Annotated in this window: 21 protein-coding genes and 1 other RNA gene; 9 read left to right on the top strand and 13 right to left on the bottom strand. The window is 54.2% G+C overall.

Features of this window, described 5'->3' with window-relative positions:
* Positions 1-157 precede the first annotated feature (157 nt).
* The 4 genes from ubiI to ABVN44_RS13330 all read right to left on the bottom strand — a co-directional run bounded on the left by ubiI (position 158) and on the right by ABVN44_RS13330 (position 4581).
* A complete protein-coding gene (gene ubiI, locus ABVN44_RS13345) occupies positions 158-1360 on the bottom strand; it encodes an FAD-dependent 2-octaprenylphenol hydroxylase (protein ID WP_001192149.1) in 1203 nt (400 codons plus the stop codon).
* A 125-nt stretch (positions 1361-1485) separates the two neighbouring features.
* Entirely contained in the window at positions 1486-2664 is a 1179-nt protein-coding gene (ubiH, locus tag ABVN44_RS13340) for a 2-octaprenyl-6-methoxyphenyl hydroxylase (protein WP_023232668.1), read from the bottom strand.
* Entirely contained in the window at positions 2661-3977 is a 1317-nt protein-coding gene (gene pepP, locus ABVN44_RS13335) for a Xaa-Pro aminopeptidase (RefSeq protein WP_023232667.1), read from the bottom strand. The genes ubiH and pepP overlap by 4 nt, the downstream gene beginning before the upstream one ends.
* Positions 3978-4002: 25 nt before the next feature.
* Complete coding sequence (locus tag ABVN44_RS13330) at positions 4003-4581, bottom strand: YecA family protein (protein WP_000027236.1); 579 nt, start codon at positions 4579-4581, stop codon at positions 4003-4005.
* Positions 4582-4747: 166 nt separating this feature from the next.
* Here ABVN44_RS13330 and zapA point away from each other — a divergent pair, with 166 nt between their 5' ends.
* The 3 genes from zapA (at position 4748) to ABVN44_RS13315 (ending at position 5919) form a co-directional block, all read left to right on the top strand.
* The gene (gene zapA, locus ABVN44_RS13325) at positions 4748-5077 is read left to right on the top strand and encodes a cell division protein ZapA (protein ID WP_001276011.1); all 330 of its coding nucleotides are present in this window, start codon (positions 4748-4750) and stop codon (positions 5075-5077) included.
* Between the two features lie 41 nt (positions 5078-5118).
* A non-coding RNA gene (gene ssrS, locus ABVN44_RS13320) (6S RNA) lies at positions 5119-5302 on the top strand.
* Between the two features lie 20 nt (positions 5303-5322).
* A complete protein-coding gene (locus tag ABVN44_RS13315) occupies positions 5323-5919 on the top strand; it encodes a 5-formyltetrahydrofolate cyclo-ligase (RefSeq protein WP_031619524.1) in 597 nt (198 codons plus the stop codon).
* A gap of 381 nt (positions 5920-6300) precedes the next feature.
* On the opposite strand, the gene serA is transcribed toward ABVN44_RS13315, so the two are convergent.
* Positions 6301-7533: a phosphoglycerate dehydrogenase gene (serA, locus tag ABVN44_RS13310; RefSeq protein ID WP_001151627.1), complete on the bottom strand. Its 1233-nt coding sequence runs from the start codon at positions 7531-7533 to the stop codon at positions 6301-6303.
* A 266-nt stretch (positions 7534-7799) separates the two neighbouring features.
* A complete protein-coding gene (gene rpiA, locus ABVN44_RS13305; protein WP_000189741.1) occupies positions 7800-8459 on the bottom strand; it encodes a ribose-5-phosphate isomerase RpiA in 660 nt (219 codons plus the stop codon).
* Positions 8460-8612: 153 nt separating this feature from the next.
* On the opposite strand from rpiA, the gene argP reads away from it, so the two are divergent.
* Positions 8613-9506, top strand: a complete 894-nt coding sequence (gene argP, locus ABVN44_RS13300; protein ID WP_000828345.1) for a DNA-binding transcriptional regulator ArgP — start codon at positions 8613-8615, stop codon at positions 9504-9506.
* A gap of 265 nt (positions 9507-9771) precedes the next feature.
* On the opposite strand, the gene ABVN44_RS13295 is transcribed toward argP, so the two are convergent.
* From ABVN44_RS13295 to epd, 6 genes are all read right to left on the bottom strand, one after another.
* The gene (locus ABVN44_RS13295) at positions 9772-10518 is read right to left on the bottom strand and encodes an oxidative stress defense protein (protein ID WP_000669854.1); all 747 of its coding nucleotides are present in this window, start codon (positions 10516-10518) and stop codon (positions 9772-9774) included.
* Positions 10519-10611: 93 nt separating this feature from the next.
* Positions 10612-11247 carry an arginine exporter ArgO gene (argO, locus tag ABVN44_RS13290; protein WP_000626863.1) on the bottom strand — a complete coding sequence of 212 codons (636 nt, stop codon included), beginning with the start codon at positions 11245-11247 and terminating at the stop codon, positions 10612-10614.
* Between the two features lie 187 nt (positions 11248-11434).
* Positions 11435-12295, bottom strand: coding sequence for a small-conductance mechanosensitive channel MscS (locus ABVN44_RS13285; protein WP_000389833.1), 861 nt, complete (start codon positions 12293-12295; stop codon positions 11435-11437).
* Positions 12296-12521: 226 nt separating this feature from the next.
* Positions 12522-13601, bottom strand: a complete 1080-nt coding sequence (gene fbaA / locus ABVN44_RS13280; protein WP_000034386.1) for a class II fructose-bisphosphate aldolase — start codon at positions 13599-13601, stop codon at positions 12522-12524.
* Between the two features lie 101 nt (positions 13602-13702).
* Positions 13703-14866 carry a phosphoglycerate kinase gene (gene pgk / locus ABVN44_RS13275; RefSeq protein WP_000111274.1) on the bottom strand — a complete coding sequence of 388 codons (1164 nt, stop codon included), beginning with the start codon at positions 14864-14866 and terminating at the stop codon, positions 13703-13705.
* 21 nt (positions 14867-14887) lie between these two features.
* The gene (gene epd, locus ABVN44_RS13270) at positions 14888-15934 is read right to left on the bottom strand and encodes an erythrose-4-phosphate dehydrogenase (RefSeq protein WP_023216277.1); all 1047 of its coding nucleotides are present in this window, start codon (positions 15932-15934) and stop codon (positions 14888-14890) included.
* A 373-nt stretch (positions 15935-16307) separates the two neighbouring features.
* Here epd and ABVN44_RS13265 point away from each other — a divergent pair, with 373 nt between their 5' ends.
* From ABVN44_RS13265 to ABVN44_RS13245, 5 genes are read left to right on the top strand one after another with little or no spacing between them, the layout of a single operon-like run.
* Entirely contained in the window at positions 16308-16733 is a 426-nt protein-coding gene (locus ABVN44_RS13265) for a PPC domain-containing DNA-binding protein (RefSeq protein WP_000218568.1), read from the top strand.
* A gap of 25 nt (positions 16734-16758) precedes the next feature.
* Complete coding sequence (locus ABVN44_RS13260) at positions 16759-17337, top strand: ECF transporter S component (RefSeq protein ID WP_000124001.1); 579 nt, start codon at positions 16759-16761, stop codon at positions 17335-17337.
* Positions 17338-18045: an energy-coupling factor transporter transmembrane component T gene (locus ABVN44_RS13255; RefSeq protein WP_000553271.1), complete on the top strand. Its 708-nt coding sequence runs from the start codon at positions 17338-17340 to the stop codon at positions 18043-18045.
* Positions 18033-18710 (top strand): ABC transporter ATP-binding protein, encoded by a 678-nt coding sequence (locus tag ABVN44_RS13250; RefSeq protein ID WP_001517914.1) that lies wholly within the window; start codon positions 18033-18035, stop codon positions 18708-18710. Before ABVN44_RS13255 ends, ABVN44_RS13250 begins: the two co-directional genes overlap by 13 nt.
* The gene (locus ABVN44_RS13245) at positions 18704-19360 is read left to right on the top strand and encodes an ABC transporter ATP-binding protein (RefSeq protein ID WP_048348960.1); all 657 of its coding nucleotides are present in this window, start codon (positions 18704-18706) and stop codon (positions 19358-19360) included. Before ABVN44_RS13250 ends, ABVN44_RS13245 begins: the two co-directional genes overlap by 7 nt.
* A gap of 104 nt (positions 19361-19464) precedes the next feature.
* Here the strand turns inward: ABVN44_RS13245 and tnpA are convergent, their stop codons facing one another.
* Positions 19465-19923, bottom strand: coding sequence for an IS200/IS605-like element IS200F family transposase (tnpA, locus tag ABVN44_RS13240; protein ID WP_000502119.1), 459 nt, complete (start codon positions 19921-19923; stop codon positions 19465-19467).
* Positions 19924-20010: the final 87 nt, after the last annotated feature.

Below are 20010 nucleotides of genomic sequence, written 5' to 3'. Positions count from 1 at the left end.
CGAAAATCGCGTTCGCTAAAAATAATGACATTAGAAAATATAATGCGAAATAGGCGGTGAAATTAGATTATTTCAAACGAGGAAAGCCCCCCGGCGCGATAGCCGGGAAAGCAAAGTGTGACGGGTTTCAAACTCTTGCTGACGTGCAGTCAGACGCTTAACGAAGCCATTGCGGAAGATCGTTTAGCCCCATTGCCTGGCGAAGCAGTTGGGGTTTGACGCCGGGGAGCGTATCCGCCAGTTTCAGTCCGATGTCGCGCAGCAATTTTTTTGCCGGGTTTTCGCCGGCAAACAGGTCACGAAAACCTTGCATCCCGGCAAGCATCATCGCCGCACTATGTTTACGGCTACGCTCATAACGACGGAGATAAAGATGTTGGCCAATGTCTTTGCCCTGACGCTGAAGCCGGCGCAGATCGTCCACCAGTTCGGCCGCGTCCATAAAGCCGAGGTTGACGCCTTGCCCTGCCAGCGGATGGATGGTGTGCGCGGCATCGCCGACTAACGCCAGACGATGCGCGGCAAACTGGCGAGCATAGCGGCCCGTCAGCGGAAAAACCTGCCGTTCGCTTTCCAGGCGGCATAAGCCCAGCCGATTATCGAAGGCGATAGTTAACGCCTGGTTAAACGCCTCGTCGCCGCTCTGTTGCATACGCTCCGCATCCTGCGGAGAAAGCGACCAGACAATGGAACACAGATGCGGATCGCTTAACGGCAAAAACGCCAGAATACCTTCACCATGAAACACCTGGCGAGCAACCGCGCCGTGCGGCTCTTCGGTGCGGATAGTCGCTACCAGCGCATGGTGACGGTAGTCCCAGAAAGTTAAGGGAATATCCGCTTTGTTACGCAGCCAGGAGTTGGCGCCATCCGCGGCAATCACCAGACGCGCGGTTAACATCGCGCCATCTTTTAAAGTCAGGAAGGCGTCGTTCTCTCCCCAGGCGACCTGCTGTAACTCCGCTGGCGCCATTAAGGTGATATCCGCCGCTTGCTGCGCTTTTTGCCACAGTGCATAGTGAATGACGCTGTTTTCAACAATATGCCCCAGATGGCTATATCCCATGCTTGCGTCATCAAACGTAATACGGCCAAAGCTGTCTTTATCCCAGACTTCCATACCGTGGTAGCAACTTGCCCGTCGCGCCACAATGTTTGACCATACGCCAAGACGGGTAAGCAGTTTTTCGCTGGCGGCATTAATCGCCGACACCCGAAGCTGAGGCGACGCATCGTTCGCCAACGGCTGGGGGACAACGTGATCCAGTACCGCAACGCGCAAACCGCTCCCCTGCAAGCCGCAGGCGACAGCCAGTCCCACCATGCCTCCGCCAACTATTGCTACATCAACACTTTGCACTATTTACTCCTGGAAACCGGAACAATCAAAACCGTAGGCCGGATAAGGTGAAGCTGCCATCCGGCATTTTTACGAACACGATGCCGGATGGCGGCGTAAATGCCTTATCCGGCCTACAGATCGGCTTAACGCGCAACCCAACCTAAGGTCCGCTGTGCCAGCGCATCGCGCGCAGGTGGTAATAATTCCATCGCCATTAAACCGATATTGCGCCCAATAACCAGCGGCGCCCAACGATTTGCAAACAGATGGACCAGACCGTTCGTTACGCCAATCGTCGTATTCCGGTCAACCTGACGACGCTGCTGATAGCGCGATAACACGTGCCAGGCGCCAATATCCTCGCCCGCGTCCTGTGCCGCGACCAGCGTTTCCGCCAGGCTCATGACATCGCGCAGACCGAGATTAAACCCTTGTCCGGCGATAGGATGCAACGTCTGCGCCGCATTGCCGACCACGACAGTCCGGTGAGAAAACACTTTCGCCGCCGTAGTCAGGGCAAGCGGATACGCGCTGCGCTTACCGGCCTGAGTAATTCGCCCCAGCCGCCAGCCGAACGCGGCCTGCAATGCATGACAGAACTGCGCGTCGGACCAGCTCAGCACCTCATCACGCTGGTCGAGCGGGTGACACCAAACCAGCGAACATCGGCCATGCGACATCGGCAACATCGCCAGCGGGCCATTGGGAGTAAAACGTTCAAAGGCGCGTCCCTGATGCGGGATAGCGGTCGCGACATTCGCTATCACCGCTAACTGTTCGTAAGGCTCCTGATGCCAGTCAACGCCGCAGGCTGACGCGAGCGCGGAGTGGGTACCGTTAGCCGCCACCAGCACGCTGCCAGCTATCACATTGCCGTTTTCCAGAGTGACGTTAACCTGCTGTTGGGTACGCGACACGCTGGCTACGCGCTCCGGGCAGTGCAGCGTAACGCCTGGCGCTTTACGCAAGAGCGCAAACAGACGCAGCCCGATATCATGCAGCTCCGCAACGTGACCCAACGCTGCCAGGCTGTAATCCTGCGCGTCGAGAGTCACAAATCCGGCATGACCGCGATCGCTGACGTGTACGGTGTTGATTGCCGTTGCGCAATCGGAAATCGCCTGCCAGACGCCAATTCGCGCCAGTTGCTGGCAAGTGCCCGCCGCCAGCGCAATCGCTCTGGCGTCAAAGCCGGGATGACCGTCGGCTTCAGGCGCTTTCGCTTCAATCAGGTGTACCGGCAACGTCCCATGACTGAACTGAGAGATAGCCAGCGCCAGCGTCGCGCCTGCCATGCCGCCGCCAACGATAATGACGCTCATTGCTGCCGCGCCGCCGCCATTAATGCCTCAATGTCATCCGCCTTCTTCACAACGCCAGCGGTCAGGTTTTCATTACCGGTTTCGGTAATGACAATGTCATCTTCAATTCGAACGCCAATGCCGCGATACGCTTCCGGCACGTCGGCATCCGGCGCGATATAGAGACCTGGCTCTACGGTCAGCACCATGCCCGGCTCCAGGATGCGGGAGCGCTCCGGCCCATAAACCCCGACATCATGAACATCCAGCCCCAGCCAGTGGCTCAAGCCATGCATAAAGAAAGGACGATGCGCATTTTCGGCAATCAGTTGATCAACCTCTCCTTGCAAAATCCCCAGCTTCACCAGCCCGGTTATCATGATGCGCACGACTTCGCCGGTCACCTCCTGAATAGAGGTGCCAGGACGGAACAGTCGCAGGCTGGTCTCCAGCGATTCCAGAACGATGTCATAAATTTCACGCTGAGCTGGCGTAAATTTCCCGTTCACCGGGAAAGTACGCGTGATGTCGCCCGCGTAACCTTTATATTCACAGCCCGCGTCGATAAGCACTAAATCGCCGTCGCGCATTTCACTTTCGTTTTCAGTGTAATGCAGGATACAGCCATTTTCGCCGCTGCCGACAATGGTGTTATAGGAGGGATAGCGCGCGCCGTGGCGATTAAATTCGTGGTGAATTTCCCCCTCCAGCTGATACTCAAACATCCCCGGACGGCATTTTTCCATCGCGCGGATATGCGCCAGCGCGCTAATTTCCCCGGCGCGGCGCAGGACAGCAATCTCTTCCGGCGATTTGAACAGGCGCATCTCATGGACGATCGGTCGCCAGTCAGTCATGGTGGCCGGCGCGGTCAGATTCTGGCGGGAGCCTTTACGCAGCTTCTCCAGCGCAGCCAGAACAATCTCGTCGGCATACGCATATTCGCCCTGCGCGTGGTACACCACATCCAGACCATTAAGCAACTGAAAGAGTTGCTGGTTGATTTCGCTAAACGCCAGCGCCCGGTCAACGCCCAGTTTTTCCGGCGCGGCATCCTGTCCTAAACGGCGACCAAACCAGATTTCCGCCGTCAGGTCGCGAACGCGGTTGAACAAAACGCTGTGGTTGTGGGTGTCATCACTCTTAATCAGTACCAGCACGGCTTCCGGTTCGTTAAAACCGGTGAAATACCAGAAGTCGCTACTCTGGCGATACGGATATTCACTGTCTGCGCTGCGCGTCGCCTCCGGCGCGGCAAAGATCAGCGCGGCGCTGCCGGGCTGCATTTGCGCCAGTAATGCCTGGCGACGGCGTTGGTATTCCTGCTGAGTCATGACATGGCCTCCATTTCGTTTTTTCTTAGTGTAGCGTCGGTTTACGCACTTCCGGCGCGGTCGGCTGTTGGCGCGTGAAAGTGTCATGACATAACAACGCCGCAACACGGACATATTCGATGATCTCTTCGAGCGACATCTCCAGCTCTTCCTGATCTTCGCTCTCATCATAACCAAGCTGCGCAATATTACGCAGGTCGTCAATCGCTTCACCCGTTTCGCCGGTGACTTTATCAAGTTTAGGCTGCGTTACGCCGAGGCCAAGCAAAAAGTGGTTAACCCACCCGGCTAATGCATCAGCGCGATCGAATACGCTGACATCGTCGCCTTCAGGCAGATAAAGCTGAAAAAGAAAGCCGTCGTCTTCCAGCGCGTCGCTGGTCGCCGCGTGCATTTTGCGCAGCGCCTGAGCAAGCTCATGCCCGAAGGCCAGACCTTCGTTCGTCAGGTCGTGCAACAGCGGCTGCCATGAGCTGTCGTTGTTGCCGCCGCAAATCATCCCGCTGATTAAACCATGCATTTCAGCCGGGGTCAGACCGGCCCCTTGTTGATTCAAAAACCGGTTCATTTCGTTGTAACCAGGCATTTCGTTCTGTATAGACATAAGCATTCGTCATCAAAGGGAGGATATTCATGATATGCTACCACTTTGGACCCTGGTGAACCAGAAAAGGGCTTGTATCTTCACACCAGGGTAGCTATAGTGTCGCCCCTTCGCGGACCCTGGGTCTGGAGACGAAGGCAGCGCAGTCAATCAGCAGGAAGGTGGCATGTCTGCACAACCCGTCGATATCCAAATATTTGGCCGTTCACTGCGAGTGAATTGCCCGCCTGACCAAAGGGATGCGTTGAATCAGGCTGCGGACGATCTGAATCAGCGGTTGCAAGATCTGAAAGTTCGCACTAGAGTCACAAATACTGAGCAGTTGGTTTTCATTGCCGCATTGAATATCAGCTATGAGTTAACTCAGGAAAAAGCGAAGACCCGCGATTACGCGGCGAGCATGGAACAACGTATTCGGATGCTACAACAGACCATCGAACAGGCGTTGCTTGATCAAGGTCGCATAACCGAAAAAACGGGCCAAAACTTTGAATAACACTTTTCGCTTTACTATGGTAAAGTGATTGTGAAAACAGAATTTCTCTGAGATGTTTGCAAGCGGGCCAGTCCCCTGAGCCGATATTTCATACCACAAGAATGTGGCGCTCCGCGGTTGGTGAGCATGCTCGGTTCGTCCGAGAAGCCTTAAAACTGTGACGACACATTCACCTTGAACCAAGGGTTCAAGGGTTACAGCCTGCGGCGGCATCTCGGAGATTCCCCTTCTGACTGGCGACAGCCATGACGCAACTTCCCGAACTCTCTTTATCACGACAAGAAATCCGCCGAATGATTCGGCAACGTCGCCGTGCGCTGACGCCAGAGCAGCAACGCCGTTTTGGTCAACAGGCCGCCGCCCGAATGCTCAGCTTTCCTCCCGTCGTGATGGCGCACACTGTCGCCGTGTTTTTCTCCTTTGATGGCGAACTCGACACCCAGCCGCTGATAGAACAGCTATGGCAAGCGGGCAAGCGCGTCTACCTTCCGGTTCTTCATCCCTTCAGCCCTGGCAACCTCCTGTTCCTGCACTATCATCCGCAGAGTGCGCTGGTGACCAACCGCTTAAAGATCCAGGAGCCACGGCTTGATGTCCGCGACGTATTGCCGCTGCCAAAGCTGGATGTGCTGGTAACGCCGTTAGTCGCGTTTGACGAAGGCGGGCAGCGCCTGGGGATGGGCGGCGGATTTTATGACCGTACGCTACAAAACTGGCAGCAGCATAAGATCCAGCCCGTGGGCTACGCGCATGATTGCCAGTTAGTAGAAAAGCTGCCGGTTGAAGAGTGGGATATCCCGCTGCCTGCGGTGGTAACGCCGTCCAAAATTTGGGAGTGGTAGCCGTGTTTTGTCGATTGACAGCGTCGCTTTTTTGACCTAAATTTCTCGGTGAAGGGTGAGGGAGGCGAACCTCCCTCCTGCGTACTCTCTGTTAATATGCTGGCGTAGCGATGATTAACAGGATCAGCAGCATGATGACGTATCTCATCATCGTCCCTTTCCTTTTTAGAGCCCCTGCTTCGGTAGGGGCTTTCCCGTTTCAGCGCTATGCTGAGCCCTTATCGTAAATTCCTTTTATTGCTGTACAACACGCAACGCTGCCTTTAATTACCAATTGCGGCAAGGCTCGAAAACAGAATGTATGCGTTACACGAAGAGATGTTGAGGCAGGGAAACCAGAAGAAAGGATGGGCAGGTCATCTCCTGCCCATTTAGAGGAAATTAGTACAGCAGACGGGCGCGAATGGTGCCCGGAATCGCCTTCATCGCCAGCAGCGCTTTCTCCGCCACATCGCCATCGGCTTCTATATCAATCACCACATACCCCATTCGGGCGGAGGTTTGCAGATACTGCGCGGCAATGTTAACGCCCTGCTCGGCAAAGATCTGGTTAAGCGCGGTCAATACGCCTGGGCGGTTTTCGTGGATGTGCATCAGGCGACGACCGCCGTGCAGCGGCAGCGACACTTCCGGGAAGTTCACGGCGGACAGCGTCGAGCCGTTATCCGAGTACTTAATCAGTTTTCCTGCGACTTCCAGACCGATGTTTTCTTGCGCCTCCTGCGTCGAGCCGCCGATATGCGGCGTCAGGATCACATTATCGAATTCGCACAGCGGAGAGGTAAACGGATCGCTATTAGTGGCCGGTTCCGTCGGGAAGACGTCGATAGCCGCCCCCGCCAGATGTTTCGTCGCCAGCGCGTCGCACAAAGCCGGGATATCCACTACCGTACCGCGCGCGGCGTTAATCAGCAGCGAACCCGGCTTCATCAGGGCAATCTCTTTTGCGCCCATCATGTTTTTGGTGGAGGCGTTTTCAGGTACGTGCAGACTGACCACATCGCTCATATTCAGCAATTCAGACAGGTGCTGCACCTGAGTTGCGTTACCAAGCGGCAGTTTATTTTCAATATCATAGAAATAGACATGCATCCCCAGCGATTCCGCCAGAATGCCCAACTGCGTTCCGATATGGCCGTAACCGATAATGCCAAGCTTTTTACCGCGCGCTTCGAACGATCCCGCCGCCAGTTTATTCCATACGCCGCGGTGCGCTTTGGCGTTCGCTTCCGGCACGCCGCGCAGCAGCAGCAATAGCTCGCCAATCACCAGCTCCGCCACGGAACGGGTATTCGAGAATGGCGCGTTAAAGACCGGAATACCGCGTTTTGCCGCCGCATTTAAATCCACCTGGTTGGTGCCGATGCAAAAACAGCCAATCGCCACCAGCTTCTCTGCGGCGTTAATCACTTCTTCTGTCAGATGAGTACGGGATCGCAGACCGATGAAGTGGGCATCGCGGATGGACGCTTTCAACTGTTCAGCGTCCAGCGCGCCCTTGTGATATTCAATGTTGGTGTAACCTGCCGCACGAAGGCTTTCCAGCGCCTTTTGATGCACCCCTTCAACCAGCAGAAATTTAATTTTATCTTTCTCCAGCGATACCTTTGCCATTTCCCCGATCCTGTCTTTTTTTGCCATCTGATGTTGTGTGTGGATTTGCATCCGTCCTTCAACATATCAAAAAAAATTATCACGGCAATATGAACGTTTGCGCCAGCGTCGTGAAGGAATCGCATACAGCGGGAAATAGCAGATGAAAATACCGGGAATAACTTTTTCTTTGGAGGGATCGGCAGGGCAAACGATTAAACGTGATACATGTCACCAAATTTGCCCTGACCGAATTTTTTACGCGGCAGGAAATACGCCTGGCGGGATCATTTTACGATGGTTTTCACCCCGTCCGGCGTGCCGATCAGTGCGACATCGGCGCCACGGTTGGCGAACAACCCTACGGTCACGACGCCCGGAATCGCGTTAATGGCGTTTTCCAGCGCGATGGGATCAAGGATTTCCATACCATAAACATCCAGAATCACGTTGCCGTTATCCGTGACCACGTTCTGACGGTACTCCGGACGCCCGCCCAGCTTCACCAGTTGACGAGCGACCGCGCTGCGCGCCATCGGAATCACTTCGACCGGCAACGGGAATTTGCCAAGAATATCCACCTGTTTAGAGGCATCCGCAATACAGATAAATTTCTCCGCCACGGAAGCAATAATTTTCTCACGGGTTAATGCCGCGCCGCCGCCTTTGATCATCTGCATATGACCGTTGATTTCGTCCGCGCCGTCGACATAGATACCCAGGCTATCCACTTCGTTGAGATCAAACACGTGAATACCGAGGCCTTTGAGTTTTTCAGTCGAGGCGTCCGAGCTGGAGACCGCGCCTTCAATCTGGCCTTTCATTGTGCCCAGCGCATCAATAAAGTGTGCGGCCGTTGAGCCTGTACCAACGCCCACAATGGTGCCGGGCTGTACATACTGAAGTGCCGCCCATCCTACCGCTTTTTTCAGTTCATCCTGCGTCATAGATCGTTTCGCCTGTGGTGTGAAAATACAGCCGCATTATAGAACATTGTCGGGAAAAATCTCCGTGTCCGTACACAGGCTACGGATTTCATCTGTACCGACGGCAAATTTATGTCATAGTGCGGAAAAAAATAACAGGAGCATGACACAACAATGAAACGTCCGGACTACAGAACACTACAGGCGCTGGATGCCGTTATACGTGAACGAGGATTCGAGCGCGCCGCCCAGAAGCTGTGCATCACGCAATCCGCCGTCTCACAGCGCATAAAACAGCTTGAGAATATGTTCGGACAACCTTTGTTGGTGCGTACCGTTCCTCCTCGCCCCACGGAGCAAGGGCAAAAATTACTGGCTCTGCTGCGTCAGGTTGAACTGCTGGAAGAAGAGTGGCTGGGCGATGAACAAACCGGCTCTACGCCGCTACTGCTGTCGCTGGCGGTTAACGCCGATAGTCTGGCGACCTGGCTGCTTCCGGCGCTGGCGCCGGTGCTGGCGGACTCCCCTATCCGTCTCAATTTACAGGTGGAAGATGAAACGCGCACGCAAGAACGTCTGCGTCGCGGCGAGGTGGTGGGCGCGGTGAGTATCCAGCATCAGGCGTTGCCCAGTTGCCTGGTGGACAAACTGGGCGCGCTCGACTATCTGTTTGTCGCGTCAAAGCCGTTTGCCGAGCGCTATTTCCCCAATGGCGTTACCCGGTCCTCGCTGCTGAAAGCGCCCGCCGTCGCGTTCGACCATCTGGATGATATGCATCAGGCCTTTTTGCAACAAAATTTCGATCTACCGCCCGGCAGCGTGCCGTGCCATATCGTTAATTCATCCGAAGCGTTTGTACAGCTTGCGCGTCAGGGCACGACCTGCTGCATGATCCCTCACCTGCAGATTGAGAAAGAGCTGGAAAGCGGCGAGTTGATCAACTTAACGCCTGGTTTGCTACAGCGCCGGATGCTTTACTGGCACCGCTTTGCCCCGGAAAGCCGGATGATGCGCAAAGTGACCGACGCGCTGCTGGAGTACGGGCACAAGGTGCTGCGTCAGGATTAGCCTCTCTATGAATGCCGGATGGCGGCGTGAACGTCTTATCCGGCCTGCATGACCCATTATTCCCCCGCCACTTCTTTGAAATTCATTACAAAATCATTGCGTTCAGGCGGCAAAAAACGACGCGCCATTGGCTATTTTTTGCTGGCGGCAAGACGATTCAAAACGCTCACCGTATTAGCAAATCTTCATTTCATTGCGTAATACGGAGTAAAAAACGCGAACATCGGGAGAAAACTCGGCCTGGAAGCGCCCAGGCCGGGCGAGATTACTGCGTGCTGGCGGCCGTGGTCGACGTCTGCCCTGTTCCAGGTTCAAGCTGGAATACCACATCGACCTGATCGTCGAACTGAATGGTCGGCTGCTCGTAAGTTTCCTGCGCGGATACCGGCGCAGCATCTGCGGCTTTCATCATTCGCACTACCGGACTCGGCTGATAATTAGAGACATGGTAACGAACGCTGTAAACCGGCCCCAATTTGCTGTTAAAACCGGCTGCCAGCGCTTGCGCCTGATGAATCGCGTCATCAATGGCGGCTTTACGGGCCTTGTCTTTATAGGCGTCCGGTTGCGCCACGCCCAGCGATACCGAACGAATCTCGTTCAGACCCGCCTTCAGCGCGCCGTCCAGCAGCGAATTAAGTTTATCTAACTGACGCAGCGTCACCTCAACGGTTCGCACCGCGCGATACCCTTTCAGAATGCTTTTACCGTTTTGGTAATCATAATCCGGCTGCGTGCGCAGATTCGCCGCGCTAATGTCTTTTTTCGCAATCTGATTTTGCTCAAGGAAGGAAAGATATTGCGCCACGCGCTCATCGGCCTGCTTCTTCGCCGTCGCCGCATCCTTCGCCGCGACGTTCACTTCAATCGCTAAGGTGGCGATATCAGGCACAGCATCGACGCTTGCCGTACCGGAAGTCACGATGTGCGGGCCTTCCGGCAATTCGCTTGCCTGCGCCGACATTGCACTTAAACCCACTAATGCCGCCAGGGCCATCACTTTGAACTTCACAGTCTCTCCTCCATATTGCAGTCATTGCCCTGATATACAGGGCGCATGCAGGCAAGCTTAGCGGATATCGGCCTGTTGTCCATCAGACAACGCTTAGTTGAAAAGCGCGTGCATATGCGCGACGCCTTCCCGCGCCAGTTGGAAGGCGATAAGCCACATCACCACCCCTACCAGAATGTTGATAATGCGTTGAGCTTTCGCCGTACGCAGTCGAGGCGCAAGCCAGGCCGCCAGTAGCGCTAACCCAAAAAACCATAAGAACGACGCGCTAATCGTGCCGAGGGCGAACCAGCGCTTTGGCTCCATAGCCAGTTGTCCGCCGAGACTGCCCAACACGACAAACGTATCCAGATAAACGTGCGGATTCAGCCAAGTTACCGCCAGCATCGTAGCAATAATTTTCCAGCGCCCCTGCTTCATAACCTCGGCGCTGGCCAGCTCCAGATTACTGCTCATTGCCGTTTTCAGCGCGCCAAAACCGTACCATAACAAGAACGCGACCCCGCCCCATGTGACCAGCGCCAGCAGCCACGGCGACTGCATCAGCAACGCGCTGCCGCCAAAAATACCGGCGCTAATCAGGACTAAATCACTTAACGCGCAAAGCAGCGCTATCATGAGGTGGTACTGGCGACGAATTCCCTGATTCATCACAAACGCATTTTGCGGGCCAAGCGGAAGGATCATGGCGGCGCCAAGGGCAAACCCTTGAAAATAATAAGATATCACGTTAACTACCCTGAGCTGTTTTTCTTAAAGGCAGACTATAGCGCGGGAATATTATTAGCGGAAATTGATAATTTTAATCACTAATAAGAAAAGCTAATGAAGAGACTGAATAACGGATGGCGGCTACGCTTATCCGCTCAATAACCAGAGAATACTGGAGGCGGATAAGCGCAGCGCGGGAGGAAAATTACTCCGCGGCGTTATCTTTCACGCGTTTAAAATTGACGTCCATCTGCGGGTACGGGAAGCTAATACCAGCGGCGTCAAATTCACGTTTAATACGTTCCAGCACGTCCCAGTAGACATTTTGCAGGTCGCTGCTTTTACTCCAGACACGCACCACAAAATTAATTGATGAGGCGCCCAGCTCATTCAAACGCACCGTCATTTCGCGATCTTTTAAAATACGATCGTCGGACTCGATAATCGTCGTTAGCAGCTGTTTCACCTGATCGATATCCGAATCGTAGGCCACCCCAATAATGAATTCGTTACGGCGAACCGGCTCACGAGAATAGTTGATGATATTTCCCGCGATAATTTTGCCATTCGGAATCACAATAATTTTGCCGTCTACCGCGCGCATTGTCGTGGAAAAGATTTGCACGTTCAGTACCGTACCGGCAACGCCGCCCAAATCGACATACTCACCGGCGCGGAACGGACGGAACATAACCAGCAATACCCCAGCCGCAAGGTTAGAAAGCGATCCCTGTAATGCCAGGCCAACGGCTAAACCGGCGGCGCCCAGTACTGCGATCACCGACGCCGTTTGTACCCCCACGCGACCCAGAGCCGCAATCAGCGTAAAAGCGATAACCCCATAGCGCACCAGCGCAGAAAGAAAGTCGGCCACTGTCGCATCAATATGACGCGCACGCATCAGACGATTTACCGTATTGGAAATCACACGCGCTACAATCAAGCCGATGATGATAATAGCGATAGCCGCAACAATATTCACAGCATAGCTGAGCAATAACGCCTGGTTGCGTACCAGCCAGGTGCCCGCACCATTTATGCTGTCGACAACATTCAAATCTTCCATTCAATATTCCTTGGTCATAGCAAAACAAGCAAATGAGATCATTCTCACGAAAAGAACTTTTTAAAGGTAAACAAAAACAGAGGAATATGCCATTTTTCGGCATCATCCCAAAAAAGGCAGGTACATTGTGTATTGGCCGGATGAAAGCGCTAACTAACGCCGCTCTCCGGAAATAACGATAAAAAAATGGCTTCCCAAGGGAAGCCATTTCAATCAGCAGACTATATTACAGAACGTCAATCGCGTTCAGTTCTTTAAATGCTTTTTCCAGACGAGCGATCATCGAAGTCTGGCCAGCACGCAGCCATACGCGCGGGTCATAGTATTTCTTGTTCGGCTGATCTTCGCCTTTCGGGTTGCCCAGCTGACCTTGCAGATACGCTTCGTTTTCTTTGTAGTAGTTCAGAACACCTTCCCAGGTTGCCCATTGGGTATCGGTATCGATGTTCATTTTCACTACGCCGTAGCTTACGGAGTCTTTGATTTCCTGAGCAGTAGAACCGGAACCGCCGTGGAAAACGAAGTTCAGGCTGTTGTGCGGCAGGTTGTGTTTCTTAGAAACATAGTCCTGAGAATCACGCAGAATGGTCGGGGTCAGAACCACGTTACCCGGCTTGTAAACGCCGTGTACGTTACCGAAGGAAGCGGCAATGGTGAAACGCGGGCTGATTTTGCTCAGCTCAGTGTACGCGTAATCAACGTCTTCCGGCTGGGTGTACAGAGCAGAAGCGTCCATGTGGCTGTTGTCCACGCCGTCTTCTTCACCACCGGTGCAACCCAGTTCGATTTCCAGAGTCATGCCAATTTTGGACATGCGCGCCAGGTATTTGGAGCAGATTTCGATGTTTTCGTGCAGAGACTCTTCAGACAGGTCAATCATGTGAGAAGAGAACAGCGGTTTACCGGTAGCCGCAAAGTGTTTTTCACCCGCGTCCAGCAGACCGTCAATCCACGGCAGCAGTTTCTTCGCGCAGTGGTCAGTGTGCAGGATAACCGGCACGCCATAATGTTCAGCCATCTGGTGAACGTGATGCGCGCCAGAGATAGCGCCCAGGATTGCCGCGCCCTGAGGTACGTCAGTTTTCACGCCTTTACCCGCGATGAAGGACGCGCCGCCGTTGGAGAACTGAACGATGACCGGCGCTTTAACTTTTGCAGCGGTTTCCAGAACAGCGTTGATGGAATCAGTGCCCACGCAGTTAACTGCCGGCAGAGCAAAATTGTTTTCTTTTGCTACCTGGAACACTTTCTGTACGTCATCACCAGTGATCACGCCTGGTTTTACGAAATCAAAAATTTTAGACATGTTTCGTTGTCCTGTATCGTCGGGCTTTGGGAAAAAACACGGGCCGCCCTGAATGTCAGATCGGCGATAAATCAACGGGCAGGAATCCCTGCCCGTAACGATTACTTCTTAGCGCGCTCTTCGAGCATCGCTACGGCTGGCAGAACTTTACCTTCCACGAATTCGAGGAATGCGCCGCCGCCAGTAGAAATGTAGGAAATTTTGTCAGCAATGCCGAACAGGTCGATTGCCGCCAGGGTGTCGCCGCCGCCAGCGATGGAAAACGCTTCGCTATCAGCGATGGCATTCGCCACGATTTCAGTCCCTTTACGGAAGTTCGGGAACTCAAACACGCCAACCGGGCCGTTCCACAGAATGGTTTTGGCATTCTTGAGGATTTCAGCCAGCTGCTGAGCGGAAGCATCGCCGATATCCAGGATCTGCTCGTCTTCTTTCACGTCGTTAACGGATTTCAGAGTCGCCGGTGCGGTTTCGGAGAACTCGGTGGCAACGCGAACATCGGTCGGAACCGGGATATCGCAAGTGGTCAGCAGACGTTTTGCTTCGTCAACCAGGTCAGCTTCGTACAGGGATTTACCGACGCTGTGGCCCTGAGCGGCAACGAAGGTGTTGGCAATACCGCCGCCGACAATCAGCTGGTCAGCGATTTTAGACAGGGAATCCAGAACGGTCAGTTTGGTAGATACTTTAGAACCACCAACGATAGCCACCATCGGACGAGCCGGTTCTTTCAGCGCTTTACCCAGCGCATCCAGTTCAGCGGCCAGCAGCGGGCCTGCGCACGCGACGTCAGCAAATTTGCCGATACCGTGGGTAGAAGCCTGCGCGCGGTGCGCAGTACCAAAGGCGTCCATCACGAATACGTCACACAGGGCGGCATATTTTTTAGACAGCGCTTCGTCGTCTTTCTTTTCGCCTTTGTTAAAGCGAACGTTTTCCAGAACCACCAGCTCACCTTCGGCCACGTCAACGCCGTCCAGGTAATCTTTGACCAGGCGAACCGGGTTAGACAGTTTGTCTTTCAGGTAGTTAACAACCGGCAGCAGAGAGAATTCTTCGTTGTACTCGCCTTCGGTAGGACGACCCAGGTGGGAAGTTACCATCACTTTCGCGCCCTGTTTCAGAGCCAGTTCGATGGTCGGCAGAGAGGCGCGGATACGCGCGTCGCTGGTCACTTTCCCTTCTTTAACAGGTACGTTCAGATCCGCACGGATAAAAACGCGTTTCCCGGCCAGATCCAGATCGGTCATCTTAATTACAGACATGGTGAATCCTCTCAATGATGCTTAAAGTTTTGTCGACGCTGACGCGTCGAGCCTGAAACCAACTGCGGCCATCGCTAACGTGGTGTCGAGCATCCGGTTAGCAAAGCCCCATTCATTATCGCACCAGACCAGCGTCTTGATCAGGTGGGCGCCACTAACCCGGGTTTGCGTGCCATCAACAATGGCGCTGTGCGGGTCGTGGTTAAAATCTATCGAGACCAACGGTGATTCCGTATAGTCAACTATACCATGAAATGCACCTTGTGCTGCTTTTTGCAGCAACTGGTTGACTTCACTGGCTTTTACTGGTTTTTTCACCGTCACGCTTAAATCGATCGCCGTCACATTAATGGTTGGAACGCGCACCGCAATCGCCTCAAAACGATCGTTAAACTGCGGGAATATACGCGTAATGCCTGCCGCCAGTTTTGTATCTACCGGGATAATCGACTGGCTGGCCGCGCGCGTGCGCCGCAGATCGGAGTGATACGCGTCGATCACCTGCTGATCGTTCATCGCGGAGTGGATCGTCGTGACGGTACCAGACTCGATGCCGTAAGCATCATCCAACAATTTAATGACGGGAATTATGCAATTCGTGGTACAGGACGCGTTTGAGACAATACGATGTTCCGCACGCAGTTGATTGTGGTTCACGCCAAAAACGACGGTGGCGTCAAGATCGTTGCTGCCCGGATGAGAAAAGAGCACTTTCTTCGCGCCAGCGGCAATATGCGCCTCGCCATGCTCCCGGTTGCCATATACGCCCGTACAATCCAACACGATATCCACGCCCAGTTCGCGCCACGGCAGATCCGCCAGCGTTCGTTCATGCAGAATACGAATGACATCGTCGCCGACAAAAAGCTGCTCGCGCTCGTGGCGAACCTCCCATGCAAAACGCCCGTGGCTGGTATCGTATTTCAACAAATGCGCCATGCCTGCGGCATCCGCCAGCTCGTTGATGGCTACCACGGTAATTTCCGCCCGACGTCCGGATTCATACAAAGCACGAACCACGTTACGCCCGATGCGACCAAAGCCATTAATCGCTATGCGTACGGTCATAGGTCTCCTGCAAGGCTATCCCGATTCAGATGAGGCTGACAGAGTAATGCAGCTCATCGTCGAGTAAAACCTCACCTGTCGCAAACTGCGACTGATTGGTTAATTGTCGAACATTTAATTAACTGAAACGCTTCAGCTAGAATAAGCGAAACGGGGAATAAAAGGAATGTTTGTCCAGTCGAAGAAGACAGTTATCTGACCTGCATCACATTTCATGGCCGCTTACGCTGCAATTTATTCCATATTTAAGAATCACCAGTACATCCGTCAGATCTTTTCATCGTCGCGTCACAAATACTGATTTATATCAGAAAGCGCTGTCGCCAGCGTCTATATTATCAGCGCCACGTCCGAGTCTCGGAGTCCTGTAACGATGACTGTATCTCACCACAATGCCTCTACAGCGCGCTTTTACGCGCTTCGTCTGCTTCCCGGCCAGGAAGTGTTTTCCCAATTACACGCCTTTGTGCAACAGAACCAATTACGTGCCGCCTGGATAGCAGGGTGTACCGGCAGTCTGACCGATGTTGCGCTGCGTTATGCCGGGCAAGAGGCGACCACATCGCTCACCGGCACGTTTGAAGTTATCTCGCTAAACGGCACGCTTGAATTGACCGGCGAGCATCTGCATCTCGCGGTATCGGATCCCTACGGGGCCATGCTCGGCGGCCATATGATGCCAGGGTGTACCGTGCGTACCACGCTGGAACTGGTTATCGGCGAGCTGCCAGCGCTGACGTTCAGCCGTCAACCGTGCGCCATTTCCGGTTATGACGAACTGCATATTTCTTCCCGTTAATTGACGACTCTTTAAGAGGTACTTTATGGCGCGTCGCCCGTTTTCCAGCCAGTCTCTGGTGCTGATTGTCATCGCTATTGCCATCAATATGATTGGCGGACAGCTTATTAGCATGTTGAAGCTGCCTATTTTTCTCGACTCGATCGGCACCTTAATTAGTGCGGTACTGTTAGGGCCGTTCATCGGCATGTTGACTGGGCTTCTGACCAACTTGCTGTGGGGGCTGCTTACCGACCCTATCGCTGCCGCGTTTGCCCCGGTAGCGATGGTTATCGGTCTGGTCGCCGGGTGGCTGGCGCGCGCAGGCTGGTTTCGTACCCTGCCCAAAGTGATCGTCAGCGGGGTCGTCATTACGTTGGCGGTGACGCTGGTCGCCGTACCGCTTCGTACCGCGCTTTTTGGCGGCGTTACCGGTAGCGGCGCTGATTTGTTCGTCGCCTGGATGCATTCAATGGGCCAAAACCTGGTGGAGTCAGTCGCGATTACCGTCATAGGCGCTAATCTGGTCGATAAAATTCTGACGGCGATCATCGTTTGGGTGCTGCTGCGTCAGCTACCGTTACGTACGACACGGCATTTTCCTGCGATGTCAGCCGTACGCTAAATGCATCCGTTTACCTCGTTAACCTTATGGGCGTTGGCGGCCTGCACCACGCTGCTACTCCCTGCGCAGACCGTGCTCCCGGTTTATAGCGCGGCGGCCTTCCTCTGTCTGCTGGCGCTGAAATCAACGCGGCGGCGGGCGAAGTATGTCGCCTGGCTGATGCTGTCTTTAGGGTTTGGGCTATGGCTGGTACATGGCGGTTGGCTAACGGAATGGATAAGCGGGCAGCCTCGCGATCCGCAGCGCTGGGTATATGCCGTTACGCTATGGCTACGTCTGCTGGCGATCGTGTCGACGTCGCAGCTATGGATGCAGTATGTGCCGGTTCAGCGGTTTATTCGCGCCCTGTTCGCTTCACGTCTGCCACCCGGCATCGCTTACCTGTTCGCTGGCCCGCTGCTGGTCGTCGAACAGCTCAAACGACAACTGACGATCGTTCATGAAGCCCAGCGCGCGCGCGGCGTACCGCTGGATGAAGGCTGGTATCAGCGGCTACGGGCAATGCCTGCGCTGATCGTGCCGCTTACGCAAAATGCGCTTAACGATCTGACAATACGCGGCGCGGCGTTGGATATGCGGGGGTTTCGGCTGCATCGCGCCCGAACCACGCTGTGGGCGCCGAAAGATAGCGTGTTACAACGGGTTGCGCGGTATGGCATGGTACTGCTAATACTGGCGGAAGCGGGAGTATGGATATGGTTACGTTAGAGCAGTTTCGTTATCTTCCGTCCGATGCGACACGCCCGCCGGCATGTTTTGATTTCCACTATTCAACACCCGGAATAGTGGCGATAGTCGGCGATAACGGCAGCGGAAAAAGTACGCTGGCGCAACTGATGGCTGGCTGGTATCCGGATTATCTTCCCGGCGATATTGACGGCACAGGCTTACTGCTTGGCGTCCCTATCGGGCGGCTCCCGCTGGTAGAACAGTCGCCCACCATCCAGTTGGTGCAGCAATCGCCATATTTACAGCTTTCCGGCTGTACCTTTAGCGTAGAGGAAGAGGTGGCGTTTGGCCCGGAGAATCTCGGCCTCCATGAAGCGGAAATTCTACGGCGCATTGACGAGGCGCTGACTCTGACAAACTGCCAGTCGTTACGCCATCGCCATCCCGGCACGCTCTCCGGCGGCGAAACGCAGCGGGTAGTGATTGCCAGCGCGCTTGCCATGCAGCCCAGATTATTAGTTCTTGATGAAGCCTTCAGTCGACTGACCTCAGCGGCCACCGGGACGCTGCTGGAACGGTTACAACAGTGGGCGCTGGAACGTCATTCTCTCATTGTGCTTTTTGAGCGTAATCATTTTCCTTTTCTGACGCGATGCCAGCGGGTATGGCAATTGCGCGACGGAGCGCTAACCCCATTATGTTGACGTTAAATCAGGTCGCTTATCGCTGGCCGGATGCCGCAACCGACTGTCTGCACGCTATCTCGCTTGAACTTCGTGACGGCGAATGGCTGGCGTTGACCGGCGATAACGGCGCGGGAAAATCAACGCTGTTACGGATTATGGCCGGCCTGCTTTCCCCCGCTTCCGGCTCGGTAACGCTTAATGGAGAGCCGATTGCGCAGCTTAAAAATCGTCAACGCGCCGCCGCTATCGGCGTACTCTTTCAGGAAGCGGAAAACCAGATTTTCCACAGCAATGTCGCGCAAGAGGTCGCTTTTGGGCTGAAACTACAACGCTTATCGGCGGAGGAAATTTCACGGCGCACGCAGGCCGCGCTGCGGTTATGCCAGCTAACGGACGTCGCCGAGGCACACCCGCTTGATCTGCACGCCGCGCAGCGCCGGATGGTGGCGGTCGCCAGTCTGGAGGCGATGGCGCCGCCTGTGTTATTGCTGGATGAACCCAGCCGGGATTTTGACGCCCACTGGCTAACCGTATTTGAACACTGGCTGGCGACATGCCGGGCACGGGGAACCAGCGTCGTCGCGATTAGCCATGACGCTGCGTTTACCCGGCGTCATTTTTCACGGGTGGTACAGCTGGAAAACGGCAGGTTGTCAAAGGGGGAATAAATATCCTCCGGCATAGCCGGAGGTTTTTCAGATGCGCCTGTAAGGCTCTCTTACCAGCCGCGCCCTAACAGGCGCATACGATCTGACATTTGCATCAAACTTCGTTACTTACGGCCCGTAAACGGGCTGCCCGGATAAGGGATCGATAATTGCTCACCCATTTTATCCTCTTCAAGCTGGTGCTTTATGTAGTCCTGTATCTTCGCCGTGTTCTTACCCACCGTATCGACATAGTACCCTCTGCACCAGAACTCCCTGTTCCTGTATTTGAATTTTAGATCCCCAAACTGCTCGTAAAGCATCAGACTACTTTTACCCTTCAGATATCCCATGAAGCTCGACACACTCATCTTCGGCGGGATCTCCAGAAGCATGTGAATATGATCTGCACAACATTCCGCTTCCAGAATTCGTACGTTTTTCCATTCACACAATTTTCTTAATATGCTGCCTACTGCCCTACGCTTCTCTCCATAGAACGCTTGTCTTCGGTATTTGGGCGCGAAAACTATGTGATATTTACAGTTCCATCGGGTGTGCGCTAAGCTCTTTTCGTCCCCCATTGGGACCCCCTTTTGATTTCTTGTTGAACTTTTGCAGTTGCCAGACCGCAAGATGTTTTAACAAATCAAAAGGGGTTTTAATAACTG

The sequence above is a fragment of the Salmonella sp. SJTUF15570 genome (assembly GCF_043357055.1).
In the GTDB taxonomy this organism is placed as follows: domain Bacteria; phylum Pseudomonadota; class Gammaproteobacteria; order Enterobacterales; family Enterobacteriaceae; genus Salmonella; species Salmonella enterica.
Note: the sequence above shows the minus strand (reverse complement) of the source record. Positions and strands in the feature narration are given on the sequence as shown.